Source organism: Thermomonospora umbrina, from assembly GCF_003386555.1.
GTDB classification, from domain to species: Bacteria; Actinomycetota; Actinomycetes; order Streptosporangiales; family Streptosporangiaceae; genus Thermomonospora; species Thermomonospora umbrina.
Map to the genome: position 1 here is coordinate 2,110,054 of NZ_QTTT01000001.1, position 16,173 is coordinate 2,126,226.

Annotated in this window: 17 protein-coding genes; 12 read left to right on the forward strand and 5 right to left on the reverse strand. The window is 72.9% G+C overall.

The window, feature by feature from the left end; all coding sequences use genetic code 11:
- Positions 1-82 precede the first annotated feature (82 nt).
- The 3 genes from DFJ69_RS09155 to DFJ69_RS09165 all read left to right on the forward strand — a co-directional run bounded on the left by DFJ69_RS09155 (position 83) and on the right by DFJ69_RS09165 (position 1,783).
- Entirely contained in the window at positions 83-511 is a 429-nt protein-coding gene (locus DFJ69_RS09155; protein ID WP_116022076.1) for an ArsR/SmtB family transcription factor, read from the forward strand.
- Positions 511-1,440, forward strand: coding sequence for a cation diffusion facilitator family transporter (locus DFJ69_RS09160; protein WP_116022077.1), 930 nt, complete (start codon positions 511-513; stop codon positions 1,438-1,440). The genes DFJ69_RS09155 and DFJ69_RS09160 overlap by 1 nt, the downstream gene beginning before the upstream one ends.
- 61 nt (positions 1,441-1,501) lie before the next feature.
- A complete protein-coding gene (locus DFJ69_RS09165) occupies positions 1,502-1,783 on the forward strand; it encodes a sulfurtransferase TusA family protein (protein WP_116022078.1) in 282 nt (93 codons plus the stop codon).
- On the opposite strand, the gene DFJ69_RS34195 is transcribed toward DFJ69_RS09165, so the two are convergent.
- The gene (locus DFJ69_RS34195; protein WP_170177588.1) at positions 1,777-2,643 is read right to left on the reverse strand and encodes a nitroreductase family protein; all 867 of its coding nucleotides are present in this window, start codon (positions 2,641-2,643) and stop codon (positions 1,777-1,779) included. The genes DFJ69_RS09165 and DFJ69_RS34195 overlap by 7 nt on opposite strands.
- Positions 2,644-2,720: 77 nt before the next feature.
- Between DFJ69_RS34195 and DFJ69_RS09180 the strand changes: the two genes are divergently transcribed.
- From DFJ69_RS09180 to DFJ69_RS09195, 5 genes are all read left to right on the forward strand, one after another.
- Positions 2,721-3,767, forward strand: coding sequence for a saccharopine dehydrogenase family protein (locus DFJ69_RS09180; protein ID WP_116022080.1), 1,047 nt, complete (start codon positions 2,721-2,723; stop codon positions 3,765-3,767).
- Positions 3,768-3,776: 9 nt separating this feature from the next.
- Entirely contained in the window at positions 3,777-3,938 is a 162-nt protein-coding gene (locus DFJ69_RS34200) for a hypothetical protein (RefSeq protein ID WP_170177589.1), read from the forward strand.
- Positions 3,939-4,010: 72 nt separating this feature from the next.
- Positions 4,011-4,586: an NADPH-dependent FMN reductase gene (locus tag DFJ69_RS09185; RefSeq protein WP_116022081.1), complete on the forward strand. Its 576-nt coding sequence runs from the start codon at positions 4,011-4,013 to the stop codon at positions 4,584-4,586.
- An 86-nt stretch (positions 4,587-4,672) separates the two neighbouring features.
- Positions 4,673-5,689, forward strand: a complete 1,017-nt coding sequence (locus DFJ69_RS09190; RefSeq protein WP_116022082.1) for an ATP-binding cassette domain-containing protein — start codon at positions 4,673-4,675, stop codon at positions 5,687-5,689.
- Positions 5,686-6,534 (forward strand): ABC transporter permease, encoded by an 849-nt coding sequence (locus DFJ69_RS09195; RefSeq protein WP_116022083.1) that lies wholly within the window; start codon positions 5,686-5,688, stop codon positions 6,532-6,534. Before DFJ69_RS09190 ends, DFJ69_RS09195 begins: the two co-directional genes overlap by 4 nt.
- A gap of 170 nt (positions 6,535-6,704) precedes the next feature.
- On the opposite strand, the gene DFJ69_RS09200 is transcribed toward DFJ69_RS09195, so the two are convergent.
- Positions 6,705-9,905 carry an ATP-binding protein gene (locus tag DFJ69_RS09200; protein ID WP_116022084.1) on the reverse strand — a complete coding sequence of 1,067 codons (3,201 nt, stop codon included), beginning with the start codon at positions 9,903-9,905 and terminating at the stop codon, positions 6,705-6,707.
- Between the two features lie 264 nt (positions 9,906-10,169).
- On the opposite strand from DFJ69_RS09200, the gene DFJ69_RS09205 reads away from it, so the two are divergent.
- From DFJ69_RS09205 to DFJ69_RS09215, 3 genes are all read left to right on the forward strand, one after another.
- Complete coding sequence (locus DFJ69_RS09205; RefSeq protein WP_116022085.1) at positions 10,170-11,075, forward strand: helix-turn-helix domain-containing protein; 906 nt, start codon at positions 10,170-10,172, stop codon at positions 11,073-11,075.
- A 151-nt stretch (positions 11,076-11,226) separates the two neighbouring features.
- Positions 11,227-12,042 (forward strand): SAM-dependent methyltransferase, encoded by an 816-nt coding sequence (locus DFJ69_RS09210; RefSeq protein WP_116022086.1) that lies wholly within the window; start codon positions 11,227-11,229, stop codon positions 12,040-12,042.
- Between the two features lie 113 nt (positions 12,043-12,155).
- Positions 12,156-12,659, forward strand: coding sequence for a DUF4383 domain-containing protein (locus tag DFJ69_RS09215; RefSeq protein WP_116022087.1), 504 nt, complete (start codon positions 12,156-12,158; stop codon positions 12,657-12,659).
- Here the strand turns inward: DFJ69_RS09215 and recQ are convergent.
- Genes recQ through DFJ69_RS09230 form a run of 3 tightly spaced genes read right to left on the reverse strand, consistent with a single transcriptional unit; the run spans position 12,656 to position 15,480 of the window.
- On the reverse strand, positions 12,656-14,488 hold the full coding sequence (gene recQ / locus DFJ69_RS09220) for a DNA helicase RecQ (protein ID WP_116022088.1): 1,833 nt from the start codon (positions 14,486-14,488) through the stop codon (positions 12,656-12,658). The genes DFJ69_RS09215 and recQ overlap by 4 nt on opposite strands.
- A 39-nt stretch (positions 14,489-14,527) precedes the next feature.
- A complete protein-coding gene (locus tag DFJ69_RS09225) occupies positions 14,528-14,839 on the reverse strand; it encodes a DMT family transporter (RefSeq protein WP_116022089.1) in 312 nt (103 codons plus the stop codon).
- The gene (locus DFJ69_RS09230; RefSeq protein ID WP_116022090.1) at positions 14,836-15,480 is read right to left on the reverse strand and encodes an FMN-dependent NADH-azoreductase; all 645 of its coding nucleotides are present in this window, start codon (positions 15,478-15,480) and stop codon (positions 14,836-14,838) included. Before DFJ69_RS09230 ends, DFJ69_RS09225 begins: the two co-directional genes overlap by 4 nt.
- A gap of 83 nt (positions 15,481-15,563) precedes the next feature.
- Between DFJ69_RS09230 and DFJ69_RS09235 the strand changes: the two genes are divergently transcribed.
- On the forward strand, positions 15,564-16,121 hold the full coding sequence (locus DFJ69_RS09235; protein WP_116022091.1) for a TetR/AcrR family transcriptional regulator: 558 nt from the start codon (positions 15,564-15,566) through the stop codon (positions 16,119-16,121).
- Positions 16,122-16,173: the final 52 nt, after the last annotated feature.

A 16,173-nucleotide genomic window follows, 5' to 3' on the forward strand; every position in this document is an offset into this window, starting at 1 on the left:
GGGACGGGTGCCCGTCCGCATGTCGGGCCCGGCGGGTCCGTCGGAGTTGACAGGTGGAGACTCCGCCGACGAGGATTCAAGCATGAACGGCTCTTCAGATGAGCAGGTGATACAGCTCGACGGGTGCGCGGTCCGGGTCGTGGACGCGCCCCGGGTGGCGTCCGTCCGGGAGCGGATGCCCGCCGACGCCCAGGTGACGGGCACCGCCGAGGTGTTCGGGCTGCTGTCGGACCCCGGTCGGCTCCGCCTGCTGACGGCCCTGCTCGACGGCGAGTTGTGCGTGTGCGACCTGGCGGCGGTCAGCGGGATGAGCGAGTCGGCCGCCTCGCACGCGCTGCGGCTGCTGCGGGCCCACCGGGTGGTGGCGGTGCGCCGGTCCGGCCGGATGGCGTACTACCGCCTGGAGGACGCGCACGTCCGGATGCTGCTGGACCTGGCGGTGGCCCACATCGAGCACACGAAGATCGTCCCGGCTCCGGAGAGCGTCGACGAGCCCGAACGGGAGTCGTGATGGGTGTCGGACACGGCCACGGGCACGGGAACGGCGGCGGGCCGGCCGCCGGGCACGCCGGGGGCCGGCACCGGTGGCGGCTGGCGGTCTCGTTCGTGCTGATCGGCGGGTTCTTCGCCGTCGAACTGGTCTACGGCCTGCTGTCGGGCTCGCTGGCCCTGTTGTCGGACGCCGGGCACATGGCCGCCGACGTGGTGACGCTGGCCGCCGCGCTGGTCGCCACGAAGATCGCCGCCCGTCCCGACTCCACCGGACGCCGCACGTACGGGTCCTATCGCGCCGAGGTGTTCGCCTCCGGGTTCGCGGTGCTGGTGATGCTGGGCACCGCCGTCTACATCACCGTGGAGGCCCTGAGCCGGATCGGCTCCGACGCCGAGGTCTCCTCCACCCCGATGCTCGTCGTCGGCGCGCTGGGCCTGGTCGTCAACCTCATCGCGCTGGTCCTGCTCCGCGCCGGGGCCGCCGAGAGCCTCAACGTCAAGGGCGCCTATCTGGAGGTGCTGGCGGACACCGCCGGGTCGGTCGGCGTCATCGCCGCCGGCGTCCTGATCGCCGCCACCGGGCGGGTCGTCTTCGACACCGTCGTGGCGCTGGCCATCGCGATCTTCGTGGTGGTCCGGGCGCTGGCGCTGGGCCGCCAGGTGCTCGCGGTGCTGGGCCAGCACGCCCCCGAGGGCCTCGACGTCGACACCGTGGCGGGCGATCTGGCCGCGATCGACGGCGTCCAGAACGTTCACGACCTGCACCTGTGGACGCTGACCTCCGGCATGCACGTGGCGACCGCCCACCTGGTCACCGGGGAGCGGGCCGACGGCCACTCCGTCCTCGACCAGGCCCGTGACCTGCTGCGGGAGCGCCACGACATCGCCCACGCCACCCTCCAGGTGGAGCCTTCCACGCATGTGGGCTGCGACGAGATCGGCTGGTGACGGTACGATCGGCCGCCACGACGTACTTGCGGTGATTGCGGCTTTCGGGGCGGCGGTGGGCATGGCGGACCCGGTGGTGATCGACGGTGGCGACCGATCCTGTGTGCGGCTCCTGCTGGAGCTGCGCGGGCACGTGGCGGGGCTGGCGGCGGGCACCGAGATCCACCTGATCGCCTCCGATCCGGCGGCCCCGCTCGATCTGGCCGCCTGGTGCCACATGACCGGGCACGAGTACCTGGGGCCGGTGACCGAGACGTCCCCTGGTCCGGCGACGTACGCCCTGCGCGTCGGCGGCGACGCACGGCCCACCGACCCGGAACGGCCCTGGCGGCTGGCTCAGTAGTCCTCCTGTACGAGGGCGTCCGCCGGGCGGCGCGGGGGCACCTGCTCGGGGTCCAGCAATCCCAGGCGGAGCAGGACCTGCGGGAAGCGCCCGCCGCACAGTCGGACGCGGATGAGCTCTCGCAGTTCCGGCAGCTCGAGCACGTGGGTGTGGAACGCGGCGGAGGCCCCCTCGGCCCGCGCGCGCAGCAGGACCCGCTGCAGCGCCAGGCCGGTGCCCAACCACGCGGCGGGTGAGTCCTCCGGTGTGGTGAGCAGGACCACCAGGCCGGTCCCCGGCCGGCCCCAGACCTCGGGCAGACCCCAGCCCCGTGAGCGCGCCGGGTCACGGCCGGGCACGTACGGCTCCAGGTGGTCGGCCGCGCCGGCGAGCGCCCCCAAGGCGTCGCGGTCACGGGGTTCGGTGACCGCTCGGAGTGTGACACCCTCCCGTCCGGCCTCCTCGCGCAGCGTCGCCGGCAGCCCGGCGGGCACCGGGTCGGGGCGGAAGACCCCACGGTCGCCGTGACGTGGCTCCACCTGCTCGTACAGCCGTTCGGTCTCCTCGCCGGGATCGCCGCCGCCTTCGGGCACGTCGATGTCGGCGAGCAGGAACGGCAGGTCGGGATCGGGCAGCAGCCGGACCCGGGGCGCGTGGCCGAGGTGCCGCAGCGTGAGCGCCAGGGTGTGCAGGGCCGCGCCGCAACCGATCAACATCTCCCGGCCCTGCGGGTCGGCGACGTCCAGCGCCCGACCGGCGTCGGCGCGCACGCCGATCCGCCGGTCGCCGATCCGGAATCGCCACGGCCGGCGGCCGAACGGCGACGGGGCCCAGCGCGCCGCCTCGACGGCGAGCCGGGCGTCCTCCTCGAAACGGCTCATCAGGGCTCCCTTCCCTCGTTCCGTCCCTGGTCACCGAAGGTTGACCGGAATGACACCAGGGTGATGTGGTCGGCGGTATGACACCATCTGCCGTCCTCGTGGTCGGGGGCTATGGGGCCGTGGGCTCCGCCGTCACCGTGGCCCTGGCCGCCGGGCGCTCCCGGCCCGTACTCCCGGCGGGCCGCGACCTGGCCCGCGCCCGCCTGATGGCCGCCGAGGCGGGAGGCGGCCCGGGTGTACGGGTCGACATCACCGACCCGGCCGCGTTCGAGAAGGTCCTCGACGAGCACCGGGTCGGGGCCGTCGTCCTGTGCGTCGAACCGCCCGACACCGAGATCGCCCGCGTCTGCCTGTCCCGGGGGGTCCACCTCGTGGACGTCGGGGCCTCCGACCGCCTGCTCGCCCCGGTCGAGGCCCTCACCGCCCTGGCCGTCGCCCGGGGCGCGACCGCCGTGCTCAGCGTCGGCGTCGCCCCCGGGCTCACGAACCTGCTGGCCCGCCGCGCCCACGACGACCTCGGCGGAGCCGACCGTCTCGACCTGACGGTCATGCTCGGCGCGGGCGAACGCCACGGCGCCGACGCCGTTCGATGGACCCTCACCCAGCTCTTGGCCCGTACGCCCTCCACGGCGGCCGGGTCTCGCGAGGTCGGGCTCCCCGGCTATGGGAGGCGTCGGGCGCACCCGTTCCCGTTCTCCGACCAGCACACGTTGCGCCGCACGCTCGGCGTGCCGGAGGCGACCACGCGGCTGTGCCTGGACTCGCGACCCCTCACGGCGGCCCTGTTCGCCCTCCGCCGCACGGGCGTCCTCGGCGTCGCCCGCCATCCGCGCGTCCTGCGGGCGCTCACCGACGCCGTCACCCGCGTCCACGTGGGCGGCGACGGCTTCGCCCTCCGCGCGGACGCCCGCCTGGGCGAACGCTCCGCCGCGTACGCCCTGATCGGACGCGAGCAGGGCCGCATCACGGGTGTCGTGGCGGCCCACGTCACCCGCCGCCTGCTCGACGGCGGCCTGCCCCACGGCGTCCACCACATCGACGAACTCCCGGCCCTGGCGCATCTCGCCGGCGAGATCCCCGGCACGACCCTGCTCCGTCTTCGCGGAACCCGCGTCGTGGGCTGACCGGAGGCCGTGACCGGCCGGTCGATCGGCACGCCCGTGCACATGGCGCCCGAGCGGGTCGGCGATGGCGACGTCGGGCCCGCCGCCGACCCGACCGTCTGCCTCTACCGGGTCGAGAACGGCCGCCGGACGCCGCTGGGCGACGCGAGGAGGGTGGGGCTCGTCCGCTAGATCCGATCTAGCGGCCGCCGGACCGCGTCTCGCGCCTCCAGGGTGAACACCCGGAACGAGGAGGCGAGCCCGATGGATCCCACCCCCGCGGACGTGCCGCTGCGGGTCGCGGTCGTCATCGGCAGCACCCGCGAGGGCCGGATCGGCGACGCGGTCGGCCGCTGGTTCGTCACGCTGGCCGAACGCCGCGCGGACGTGGAGCTGGAGGTCGTGGACCTCGTGGACCACGTGTTCCCCGCCCGGTACGCGACCACCCCGGAGACGGCGGGGTTCGCGGGACTGGTCGGACGGGCGGACGGCTTCGTGATCGTCACGCCGGAGTACAACCGCAGCTTCCCGGCCTCGCTCAAGCAGGCGATCGACCACGCCTACGACGAGTGGCGGGCCAAGCCGGTGGGTTTCGTCTCCTACGGGTACCGGTTCGCGGGACTGCACGCGGTGGAGCACCTGCGGTCGGTGTTCGTCGAGCTGCACGCGGTGACGATGCACACCGCCGTGCACGTCGACCTGCGCCTCGGCGACGTCGACGCGGACCCGCCCCCGAACGCCGGGCGTCTGGCGTGCGAGGCCGAGGCCATGCTCGACCAGCTCGTCTGGTGGGGCCTGGCGCTGCGCGAGGCCCGGGCCGCACGCCCCTATGTCAACTGACACGACCGTTTCCGACCGTTTCCGACCGTTTCGAGCTTCGAGAAGAGAGCGACCATGGTGACGACGAGAGGGAGAGGGGCACGACGATGAGCGATCTCGCGATCGAGACGTCGGGACTGATCAAGACCTTCGGGGACACCCGCGCGGTGGACGGCATCGACCTGCGCGTGCCCACCGGCGCGGTGTACGGGGTGCTGGGCCCGAACGGGGCCGGCAAGACCACCGCCGTCCGGATGCTGGCGACCCTGCTGCGCCCCGACGGCGGCGAGGCCCGCGTCTTCGGCCACGACGTGCTCCGCGAGGCCGACGCGGTGCGCTCGCGGGTCAGCCTGACCGGCCAGTACGCCTCCGTGGACGAGGACCTGACCGGCCACGAGAACCTGGTCCTGCTGGCCCGGCTGCTGGGCCACCGCAAGCCCGCCGCCAACGACCGGGCCACGCAGCTCCTGGAGGCGTTCGGCCTGACGGACGCCGCCGACCGGCAGGTCAAGAACTACTCGGGCGGCATGCGGCGGCGGGTGGACATCGCCGCCAGCATCCTCAACACGCCCGACCTGCTGTTCCTGGACGAGCCCACCACCGGGCTCGACCCGCGCAGCCGCAGCCAGATCTGGGACATCGTCCGCGCGGTCGTCGCCCACGGCACCACCGTGCTGCTGACCACGCAGTACCTGGAGGAGGCCGACCGGCTGGCCGGCCGGATCGCGGTGATCGACCACGGCAAGGTGATCGCCGAGGGGACCCCGGGCGAGTTGAAGGCGTCCGTCGGGGCGGGCGCCGTCCATGTCCGGCTGCGCGACTCCTGGCAGCGCGCCGAGGCCCGCGAGGTGCTGGAGCGGGCGCTGGGCACCCCGGTGCAGGTGGAGGCCGACCCGTCGGCGCTGACCGCCCGCATCCTGGACGGCGAGGCCCGGCTCGGCTCCGCCGAGCAGGCGTCCCGGGCGCTGGCCGAGCTGGCCGAGGCCGGGATCGCGGTGGACGACTTCTCCCTCGGCCGGCCCAGCCTGGACGAGGTCTTCCTGGCCCTGACCGGGCACGTCACCGAACCCACCGACGACAACGACGACGAGCGGCCCACCACCGCGAAGGAGGCGGCACTGTGAGCACCGCGACCACCGGCCAAGCGGCCCCCGACTACACCCCGTCGGCCGACACCATCGCGGCCGTGCTCGCCCCCGGGGCCCGGCCACAGCGGCCCAGCGCCCTGTCGGCGTCGGTGACCTTCGGCTGGCGGGCCATGCTGAAGATCAAGCACGTGCCCGAGCAGTTGTTCGACGTCACCGCGTTCCCGATCATGATGACGTTGATGTTCACCTACCTGTTCGGCGGCGCGCTGGCGGGCTCCACCCGGGAGTACCTGCAGACGCTGCTGCCGGGGATCATGGTGATGAGCGTGGTGATGACCACCATGTACACCGGCGTCACCCTGAACGTCGACATCGAGAAGGGGGTCTTCGACCGCTTCCGCAGCCTGCCGATCTGGCGGCCCGCCCCCATGGTCGGCTACCTGCTCGGGGACATGTTCCGGTACGCGATGGGCTCGACGGTCATCCTCGTGCTGGGCCTGATCTTGGGTTTCCGCCCCAAGGGCGGGGCGCTCGGCGTCCTGGCCGGCATGGCGCTCCTGGTGGCCTTCTCGTTCGCCTTCTCCTGGGTGTGGACGATGTTCGGCCTGCTGCTGCGCGGCGAGAAGGCCGTGATGAGCGTCAGCATGATGGTGCTCTTCCCGCTGACCTTCCTCAGCAACATCCTGGTCTCCCCCGACACCATGCCGGGCTGGCTCCAGGCGTTCGTCGACGTCAACCCCATCACCCACCTGGTGGCGGCGGTCCGCGGCCTGATGGCCGGCAAGCCCGACGGCGGCGAACTCCTCTGGGTCCTCGCCGGGGCCACCGCCCTCATCGCGGTCTTCGGGACCCTGACCATGCGCCTCTACAACCGCAAGTGACCACCCGCCCCACCACCGCCCGGCACCGCCTTCAGGTGCCGGGCGGTCGCGCGTGCACCCCCCTGCACTCCGGCCCACGCGGGCGACGACGTATCCGGCCCGAGGGCGACGACATACCGGCCCGAGGGCGAAAGGCGCGCCTCGGCGGCGGGCCGGGGACGGGCGGGTGGTCAGAGGCGCCAGGGGGTGGGGGCTTGGGGGCGGTAGGCGCAGGTGGTGCCGGTGGTGACGGAGGTGCGGAGATGGGCCGCCAGGTCGGGGTGGCGGCGGTCGAGGCGGCGGAGCGTGTCGCGGATGCGGGCGGTGACGGTCTTGCGGGCGCGTTCCGCCTCGTCGCCGAGGCGGCGGGTGCGGCCGGCGAGGCCGGCGGCGGCGCGGAGCTCGGTGAGGAGGGCGGTGCGCTCGTCATCGTGGGCGGCGGCGCGGCGGTCGTCGCCCAGGACGGTGGCTCGGTCGATCTCCTCGTCGAGCTCGGCGAGACGCCTTCGGTAGCGGGCCTTGGCCTCCTCGTCGAGGACCGGGTCGCCGCCCAGGGCGCGGGCGGCGGCGACCTCGGCGCCGCCCTCCGGGTTGGCCAGGCGGACGGCCGGGACGTCCGTGCCCGGGGCCGCCAGCAGGAGGTGGAGGTCGCGCAGCCCCTTGGCGTCGGGCATGTGGACGACCCGTCCCGCGTACGCCAGCGACCAGACCTCGCCGTCGAAGCGGAACTCGTTGGCCCGCGAGGACGGGGCGGGAGCGGACCGCTCCGGGGCGCGGAACTCCTGGCGGGCGCGCCGGGCGCGTTCGACGAGGTGCGTCATGCCCAGCTCGCCGGCCTCGTGGCACACCTCCGTGAGCAACGGGGCGGCGGCCTCGGCGTCGCCGGGGGCTCCCCGGGCCAGCAGGGTCTGCGCCAGGCCCGTGCGGGCCTCCAACGACCAGGGGCGTGCGCGGAGCCGTTCGGCGGACTCGCGGGCGGCGGTGAACCCGGCGATCGCCTCGTCCCAGCGTTCCTGGGCGGCGTCGACCATGGCGAGCCAGAGGGAGAACGGCCCGCTGATGTCGCACCCGTACACCGACACGGCCCACTCGTCGGCGACCGGGGTGATCTCGGCGCGGACCGCCGCGCACAGCTCCGGGTCGCGGGTGGCCGCCGCCACCTGGGCCCGGAACCGCAGCCACAGGGAGCCGTAGATGCCGGCGACCGGCCTGCCGGCGGCGGTGAACTGCTCCAGGTGGGCCAGGGCGGTGCCGAGGTCGTCGTACTGGACGGCCGTGATCGCCTCCAGCAGCCGGCCGTGGAACGCCTCGCGGTCGCGCCGCCGCCGGTGCAACTCGTCCAGCTCGTCCCGGCGGCCCCTCAGCATCAGCAGCACCCACCGCAGATGGTGGAGCATGCCGCCGAAGTCGCCGGTGTGGTCGATCGCGACGATCTCCTCCAGCAGGGACTCCGACTCGGCGAACCGGCCCTGAAGGGCGTCGACGATGCTGGTGTCGACCGTGGAGAAGAGGCCGGCCCTCGGCAGGGCGCTGGACTCCACCACGGCGCGGAAGTCGCGGAACGCCTCCAGGTAGCGGGCGTCGCCCCGCTCCAGCAGCGTCACCCAGCGCAGCGACACCGCCATGTGCTCGGTCTCCTCGTCGGAGACGCGGCGGGAGAGCTCCGCGATCTCGTCCATGAGCCGCAGCCGTTCGGTGGCGCTGCCGGGGCCCCAGATCAGGTCGTGCAGCGTCCACAGCGCGAACACGAGCGCGTCGTCGTCTCCGGAGCGCCGGGCCAGCCCCGCGGCGTGCAGGGCGAGCCCCTTGGCCAGCCGGTCGTGGCGGGCCCCGCCGCCGGCCGGGTCGGGCGGGTCGGGCAGGTCGCCGAGCAGGGCCCGGTGCGCCTCGGCCAGCAGGTCGCGGGAATCCGTCACCCGGCCCTCCCTGCCGCACCCCCTGCTGTGGAGGGTCAGCGCCACCCGGGTCAGCACCATCGGGTGCCCGGAGGCGCGGCCCAGCTCGGCGGCGGTCTCGTACATCGCCCACGCCTCGTCCGCACGGCCGAAGTGGTGGAGCTGATTGCCCAGGTCGAGCGCCAGCGGGGCGCGCTGAGCGGGATCGAGGGAGGCCGCCACCTCCCACGCGCGGCGGCGGTGCCCGAGGGACTCCTCGACGGCGAGTCTGCTCCCGGCGTCGCGGGCGGCGGCGGTCAGCCGTTCGACCACCAGCGCGGGGTCGAGGACGTCGCGGCCCAGGTAGGCGTGCCGGGCCAGCTCGGCGGGCAGGAGGTGCTCCGCCGGGTCGTCGGGAGAGCGTTCCAAGGCGTGCACGACCGCCGCGTGCAGGTCGCGCCTGCGAACCTCGTCGAGCGCGTCGTACAGGGTCTCGCGGACCAGGTCGTGCGCGAACGCGAACCGGCCCGCCCCCAGCGCCACCGCCAGGCGGGCGACGACGGCCTGGTCGAGGATCCGGTCGACATGGGGGACGGGCTCCCGGACCACCGCCGCCAGGAGCCCGCGGTGGAACTCGCGGCCCAGCACCGCCGCCGCGGTGAGCAGCCGGGTCACCGCGCCGGGCAGCAGGGACAGACGCCGCTGCACCGCGTCGCGCACGCCCGGGGCGATCGCGCTGACCGGACCGCCGCCGTGCCACAGCCGGGCGGTCTGCTCCACGAAGAACGGGTTGCCCCCGGTCCGCCGGTGGATCTCGGCCACCAGCGGGTCGTCCGGCCGCCGCCCGACCGTGCGGGTCATCAGCTCGCCGACCTCCTCGCGGCCCAGCCCGGTGAGCGTCACCACGGTCGCCTTGGCCACCAGCGAGGAGATCAGCGGGCGCAGCGGATGCTCGGCCCACTCGACCTCGACGTCCCGGTACGTGCCGACCAGCAGCAGGCGTTCGTACCAGGTGTGCTGGGCGACGAACTCCAGCAGTCGGACCGACGCGGTGTCGGCCCAGTGCAGGTCGTCCAAGACGACCAGCAGCGGACGGCGCTGGGCGACCGACACCAGCGCCGAGGTCACCGCGTCGTAGATGACGAAGGGCTCGTCCGGCTCGGAGCCGGGCTGCCCGCGGGCGGACTCGCCGAGCAGCGCGGCGAGCGCCCCGCCCGCCGTCTCCTCGATGGCGGCCCACTCCTCGGCGGTGCAGGCCCGCCGCAGGCCGCGGACGACCTGCACCCACGGCCAGTGGCCGGGGGCCCCGCCGGACTCCCAGCAGGAGCCGTTCAGCACCAGCGCGCCCAGGTGTCGGGCCTCGACCACGGTGTCGGCGACCAGCGTGGTCTTGCCGATGCCGGCCTCTCCGGCGACCAGGACCAGCCCGCCGTGGCTGTCGGCGGCCCGGGCGACCTCGGCGCGCAGCACCCCGGCGGCGTGCTCGCGCCCGATGAGCGGGGGTGATGCGCGTGTCATGGCGGGTCGTCTCCGTGGCATGGTCGTGGTCGCCGTCCAGGGCGTCCAGGGTAGGCGGCCCCTCCGACAGAATCGGGACGGGTGTCGGGAGCCCCGGGGACGATCATGTGAAGATGGCCCCTCAGAGAATACGAAGAACATTCTTAACTCGCCAGTACAAACCATTGTGGCAATAATCGGCCATCTCCGCCATATGAGTGTGACGGCACGATTACAGTGAGAGGTTTCCGAGCTGTCCGAGGAAGGTCACCGGGGGGCGGAGACATGCAACAGAACCCGATCATCACGATTCCCTCGCCCAGTCCCTCGCCCGAGGTGCGGGAGCCGGGGCCGACGGCGCTGCGCATGCTGGTGGGGGCGCGACTGCGGCGGCTGCGCGAGGCCCGCGGCCTCACCCGGGAGGACGCCGCCGGGGCCCTGCGCTCCTCGCACTCCAAGATCAGCCGACTGGAGCTGGGCCGACACGGCTGCAAGCGGCGCGACCTGAACGACCTGCTCGACCTCTACCGCGTCCAGGACCCGGCCGAGCGCGCCGCCCTGCTGGCGCTCGCCGAGCAGGCCCGGGCCCCGGGCTGGTGGCAGGCGTACGGCGACGCGGTGCCCGCCTGGTTCGAGCCGTACCTGGGGATGGAGCAGTCCGCCGCGGTCATCCGCACCTACGAGGTGCAGTTCGTCCCCGGCCTGCTGCAGACCCCCGGCTACGCCCGCGCGGTGGCGCTGCTGGAGTCCGACGTCGCCACCGAGGAGGAGATCCGGCGGCGGGTGATGGTGCGGATGCTGCGCTCCCGGATCCTGACCCGGCGGGTCGGCGCCCCCAAGCTGTGGGCGGTCATCGACGAGGGGGCGCTGCGCCGGCCGGTCGGCGACACGGCCGTGATGCGCGCCCAGCTCGACCACCTGATCGCGCTGTCCGCCCCGGCGCACGTCAACGTGCAGGTGCTGCCGTTCGCGGCGGGCGGGCACCCGGCGGCGGGGCCGATCTCCATCCTGCGGTTCGCCGAGGACGAGCTGCCCGACATGATCTATCTGGAGCAGCTCTCGCACGCCCGGTACCCCGTCAACGACGCCGAGCGGGCGCGCTACCAGACGGTCATGGACCGGCTGGTGGTCGAGGCCGCGCCGCCCGCCGAGACGGTGGCGTTCCTCCGCCGGATCCGGGACTCCTTGTAAACCCCTTCATATCACGACGAATTACGCATATCGGTCTTTATTCGGGCCAACAGGAAAAATGCTGATGATACGCAGAGGTAACTTCCAGGACACCCGAGTCGGCGGCAGGATGGGGAAATCCGCCGCCCCCCGGAAGTGAGGAAGAGCCGCGATGAGCGACGACTCCACCCCGCCGTCCACCGAAGTGCCCTCGGGCATCGACACCACGGTTCCCCAGTCCGCCCGCATCTGGAACTACTGGCTCGGCGGCAAGGACAACTATCCGGTCGACCAACAGGCCGGCGACGCCTACGCCGCGGTCTACCCCGCCATCGTGGACATGGCCCGTGCCACGCGCTACTTCCTGGCGCGCGGCGTCCGCCATCTGGCCGGCGAGGTGGGCATCCGCCAGTTCCTCGACGTCGGCACCGGGCTCCCCACGGTGGACAACACCCACGAGGTCGCCCAGCGCGTCGCCCCCGACTCCCGGATCGTCTACGTCGACCATGACCCGCTGGTGCTGGCGCACGCCCGCGCCCTGCTCAACAGCACCCCGCAGGGCAGGACCGACTACATCGACGCCGACCTGCGCGAGCCCGAGAAGATCCTGGACGCGGCCTCCGCCACCCTGGACTTCGACCAGCCGATCGCGCTGATGCTGATGGGCATCCTGGGGCACCTGACCGACTTCGACGAGGCCGTCACCGTGGTGCACCGGCTGATCGACGGGCTCCCGCCGGGCAGCTACTTCATGCACTACGACAGCACCGCCACCGACGACTCGTTCCTGGAGGCCCAGCAGGGATACGACGACACCGGGGCGATCCCCTACGTGCTCCGCACCCCGGAGGAGCTGTCCAGGCTCTACGAGGGGCTGGAGATGGTGGAGCCCGGTCTGGTGTCGTGCTCGCTGTGGCGGCCCGACCCGAGCCCGTTCGGCCCCCCGGAGCCGGTGGACGCCTACTGCGGCGTGGCCCGCAAGCTCTGAGCCGCCGACGGTCCCCCGTCACGGGCGAACGGCCCGTGACGGGAGACCCGGGCCCGCGCGGATAGGTCCGAACGTCGCGGGTAGAGCGCCTTCACGTGCGAAAAGGAGGCGTCATGGCTCACAGCGCACATACTCAGCAGACGGGTGCCCAGACGAAGCGTCCCAATGCGGTCCGCCTCGCGGCCTATGTGGTCGGCGCCGTCTTCCTCTTGGTGGCCGTCCTGGGCTTCATCCCGGGTGTCACGTCCAACTACGACAGCATGGAATGGGCCGGGCACGAATCCGGCGCCAAGCTGTTCGGGCTGTTCCAGGTGTCGATCCTGCACAATCTCGTGCACGGCCTGTTCGGCGTCCTCGGCCTGGCCCTCGCGCGGACCACTCCGGGCGCTCGCGGCTTCCTGCTCGGCGGCGGCCTCATCTACCTGCTGCTGTGGCTGTACGGCCTGTTCGTCGACCACGACAGCGGTGCCAACTTCGTTCCGCTCAACCACGCCGACAACTGGCTGCACCTCGGGCTGGGCCTGGGCATGATGGCCCTGAGCGCCCTCCCGCAGGGCCGCGCCGGGGCCCCGGGCCGTCATTCGACCGAGGCCCACCCCCGCGACACCCGGGACTAGGAGCCGAGCACCTCGAGGACCTGTTCGCCGTACTTGGCGAGCTTGTTCTCCCCGACGCCGGAGACGCCGCCCAGCTCCGCCAGGGAGGTCGGCATGCGGACCGCGATCTCCCGCAGGGTCGCGTCGTGGAAGATGACGTAGGCGGGGACGCCCTGCTCCTTGGCCGTGGCGCCGCGCCAGGCGCGCAGCAGCTCGAACACGGGGGCCGACTCCTCCGGCAGCTCGACGGGGGCGCGGCGTTCCTTCGCGGTCTTGGCGGCCTTGGCGGGGCGCTCCGGCTCGCGGCGCATCCGGACCTCGCGCCGCTGGTAGAGCACCTCGGCGCTGGCCGGGGTCAGGGCCAGCACGCCGTAGTCGGACTCGACGGCCAGCAGCCCCTGCGCCAAGAGCTGGCGGATGACCCCGCGCCACTCCACGTCGCGCAGCTCGGTGCCGACGCCGAACGACTTGAGCGAGTCGTGCCCGTGCTGGACGACCTTGGGGCTCTGCTTGCCGAGCAGGATGTCGACGATCTGGCCCGCGCCGAACCGCTGGCCCCGCTCGTTCCACAGGCGGTGGATGACGGACAGCACCTTCTGGGCGGGGATCGTGGCGTCCCACGACTCCGGCGGCACCAGGCAGGTGTCGCAGTTGCCGCAGGCCGTGCCGGTCTCGCCGAAGTAGTTGAGGAGCTGCACCCGGCGGCACTCGACGGTCTCGCAGAGGGCCAGCATGGCGTCGAGGTGCTGCCCCAGCCGCCGGCGGTGGCCGTCGTCGCCCTCGGAGGTGTCGATCAGCCGGCGCTGCTGGACGACGTCGGCGAGCCCGTACGCCAGCCAGGCGGTCGACGGCAGCCCGTCGCGGCCGGCGCGGCCGGTCTCCTGGTAGTAGCCCTCGACGGACTTGGGCAGGTCGAGGTGGGCCACGAACCGCACGTCGGGCTTGTCGATGCCCATCCCGAACGCGATGGTGGCGACGATGATCAGCCCGTCCTCGCGCAGGAACCGGGACTGGTTGGCGGCCCTGATCCGGGCGTCGAGGCCCGCGTGGTACGGCAGCGCCTCGATGCCCTGCTCGACCAGCCAGGCGGCCGTCTTCTCCACGGAGGCGCGGGACAGGCAGTAGATGATGCCCGCGTCGCCGTCGTGCTCCTCGCGCAGCAGCTTGAGGAGCTGGCGCTTGGGGTCGTTCTTGGGGACGATCCGGTATTGGATGTTGGGCCGGTCGAAGCTGGCCACGAAGTGCCGGGCGTCCTCCAGGCCGAGCCGCGTGCTGATCTCGCGGTGGGTGGCGCGGGTGGCGGTCGCGGTGAGCGCGATGCGGGGCACGTCCGGCCAGCGCTCGTGGAGGGTGGACAGCGCCAGGTAGTCGGGCCGGAAGTCGTGCCCCCACTGGGCCACGCAGTGCGCCTCGTCGATCGCGAACAGGGCGATCTTTCCCCGCTCCAGCAGCCGGATCGTGGACTCGACCCGGAGCCGTTCGGGGGCCAGGTAGAGCAGGTCCAGCTCGCCCTGGAGGAACGCCGCCTCGACGGTGCGGCGCTGGTCGAAATCCTGCGTGGAGTTGAGGAACCCGGCCCGCACGCCCACCGCGTTGAGCGCGTCCACCTGGTCCTGCATGAGCGCGATCAGCGGCGAGACGACCACGCCCACACCGGCGCGGACCAGGGACGGGATCTGGTAGCACAGCGACTTGCCGCCGCCGGTGGGCATCAGGACCAGCGCGTCGCCGCCGTCGATGACGTGCTCGATGACGTCCTGCTGACCTGTCCGGAACGAGTCGTACCCGAAGACGCGCGCGAGGACCCGGGACGCCTCGGTCACCTTCGTACCGGTATCGGGGGTAGCCACGCGACCACCATACGAGGCGACGGTGACACAAGTGGCGGGTCAGGCGACTTTGGCCAGCACGATGCCCCCGGTGATCAGGCTCAGCGCCGCGATCCGTCCGGCGTTGACCGGCTCGTCGTTCAGCGCCACGCCGAGGGTGACCGCGCCGACCGCGCCGATGCCGGTGAAGACCGCGTACGCGGTGCCGACCGGGATGGTACCCATCGACTTGGAGAGCAGCCAGACGGCCGTGGCGGCGAGCACGAAGCACAGCAGGGTCGGCAGCGGGCGGGTGAAGTTCTCGGTCGGCTTGATGCTCTGCGACCAGGCGACCTCCACCAGTCCCGCGAGCAGCAGCAACGCCCAGCTCATCGCCCCGCCACCTCCTCCGCCCGCCGCAGGGCCGCCGCGCGCGACACCCGATGCTCGTCTTGGCGGTGGGCCAGCGCCGGGTCGATCAGGGAGTTGACCATCTCGGTGGTGACGAAGTCGACGTCCTCCACGGCGAAGTGCCCCTTGAAGAAGTCGCGGAGGTAGCGCTCCTGGTACTCCATGGGCTCGCGCGGCATGCCGGGCCCGTACGCGCCGCCGCGCGCGGCCGTCACCACGAAGCGACGTCCCGCCAGCGACATCCGGGGGAACGTGACCTGGTCGAGCCACGCCTTGAGCGAGGACGGGATCGAGAAGTTGTACATCGGGGTGCCGATGAGGACCACGTCGGCAGCGACGAGCTCGGCCAACAGCGGCTCGACGACGGCCCACGCCTCCTTCTGCCCGGGGGTGCGGGCGGCCTCGGGGTAGCGGGCGATGTCGGTGACGCCGTGTTCGAGGACGTGGTCGCACAGCTCGGTCCATGCCTCGCCGATGTGCGGAACGGGGTCGGCGGCCAGGTCCCGGTAGGTGTAGGCCGCGTCGGGGTGGGCGGCGCGCCAGTGCTCCGCGAAGGTCCGCGACAGCTCGCGGGAGAACGAGGCGCGGCGGGCGCTGGCGTCCAGGTGCAGCAGGTGGCTCATCGAACGACTCCTCTATGTGGACACCGTGTCCGTTTAGCACCCTAGGCGATAAACGGACACTCTGTCCACATACACTGGAGCCCATGGAACGAGCCGACGCCGCACGCAATCGCGCGAAGATCCTGGAGGCCGCCGCCGGACTGTTCGCCGAGCGGGGCGCGCCGAACGTCACCATGGACGACATCGCCCGCGCCGCCGGGGTCGGCCGGGGCACCCTCTATCGGCGCTATCCCGACCGCGCCGCCATCGCCGTCGCCCTCTTGGACGAGCACGAACGCGCCCTACAGGAGACGCTGCTGCGCGGTGAGCCCCCCTTGGGTCCCGGGGCGGCCCCGGCCGAGCGGCTGGCCGCCTTCTACGGCGCGATGGTGGAACTCCTGGAGGACCACGCCCATCTGGTCCTGGGCGCCGAGACCGGCCGGTCCCGTTTCGCGACCGGGGCCTACGGGTTCTGGCGGGCCCACGTGCGCTCGCTGCTGGTGGCGGCCCGGGTCCCCGAGCCGGAGGCGCTGGTGGACGCACTGCTGGCCCCCCTCGCCCCCGAGGTGTACGGCTTCCAGCGCCGCGACCGGGGGCTGACCCCGGAGCAGGTCAACACCGCGCTCGTCCGCCTTGCGGAGGGCATCCTCGCAGCTCATTGACAGGTTGCATGTTACGTACAACACTACGGTTCGTGTCGCACCCAGGAGGTAG

Bases quoted from the DNA above. Each gene is read 5' to 3' on its own strand.
- DFJ69_RS09185 (WP_116022081.1), top strand. From the start codon at position 4,011: ATGGATCCCACCCCCGCGGACGTGCCGCTGCGGGTCGCGGTCGTCATC.
- DFJ69_RS09225 (WP_116022089.1), bottom strand. From the start codon at position 14,839: ATGAGCTGGGCGTTGCTGCTGCTCGCGGGACTGGTGGAGGTCGCCTGG.
- DFJ69_RS09160 (WP_116022077.1), top strand. From the start codon at position 511: ATGGGTGTCGGACACGGCCACGGGCACGGGAACGGCGGCGGGCCGGCC.
- DFJ69_RS34195 (WP_170177588.1), bottom strand. From the start codon at position 2,643: ATGAGCCGTTTCGAGGAGGACGCCCGGCTCGCCGTCGAGGCGGCGCGC.
- DFJ69_RS09210 (WP_116022086.1), top strand. From the start codon at position 11,227: ATGAGCGACGACTCCACCCCGCCGTCCACCGAAGTGCCCTCGGGCATC.
- DFJ69_RS09215 (WP_116022087.1), top strand. From the start codon at position 12,156: ATGGCTCACAGCGCACATACTCAGCAGACGGGTGCCCAGACGAAGCGT.
- DFJ69_RS09205 (WP_116022085.1), top strand. From the start codon at position 10,170: ATGCAACAGAACCCGATCATCACGATTCCCTCGCCCAGTCCCTCGCCC.
- DFJ69_RS09235 (WP_116022091.1), top strand. From the start codon at position 15,564: ATGGAACGAGCCGACGCCGCACGCAATCGCGCGAAGATCCTGGAGGCC.
- DFJ69_RS09230 (WP_116022090.1), bottom strand. From the start codon at position 15,480: ATGAGCCACCTGCTGCACCTGGACGCCAGCGCCCGCCGCGCCTCGTTC.
- DFJ69_RS09180 (WP_116022080.1), top strand. From the start codon at position 2,721: ATGACACCATCTGCCGTCCTCGTGGTCGGGGGCTATGGGGCCGTGGGC.
- DFJ69_RS09165 (WP_116022078.1), top strand. From the start codon at position 1,502: ATGGCGGACCCGGTGGTGATCGACGGTGGCGACCGATCCTGTGTGCGG.
- DFJ69_RS09200 (WP_116022084.1), bottom strand. From the start codon at position 9,905: ATGACACGCGCATCACCCCCGCTCATCGGGCGCGAGCACGCCGCCGGG.
- DFJ69_RS09190 (WP_116022082.1), top strand. From the start codon at position 4,673: ATGAGCGATCTCGCGATCGAGACGTCGGGACTGATCAAGACCTTCGGG.
- DFJ69_RS09155 (WP_116022076.1), top strand. From the start codon at position 83: ATGAACGGCTCTTCAGATGAGCAGGTGATACAGCTCGACGGGTGCGCG.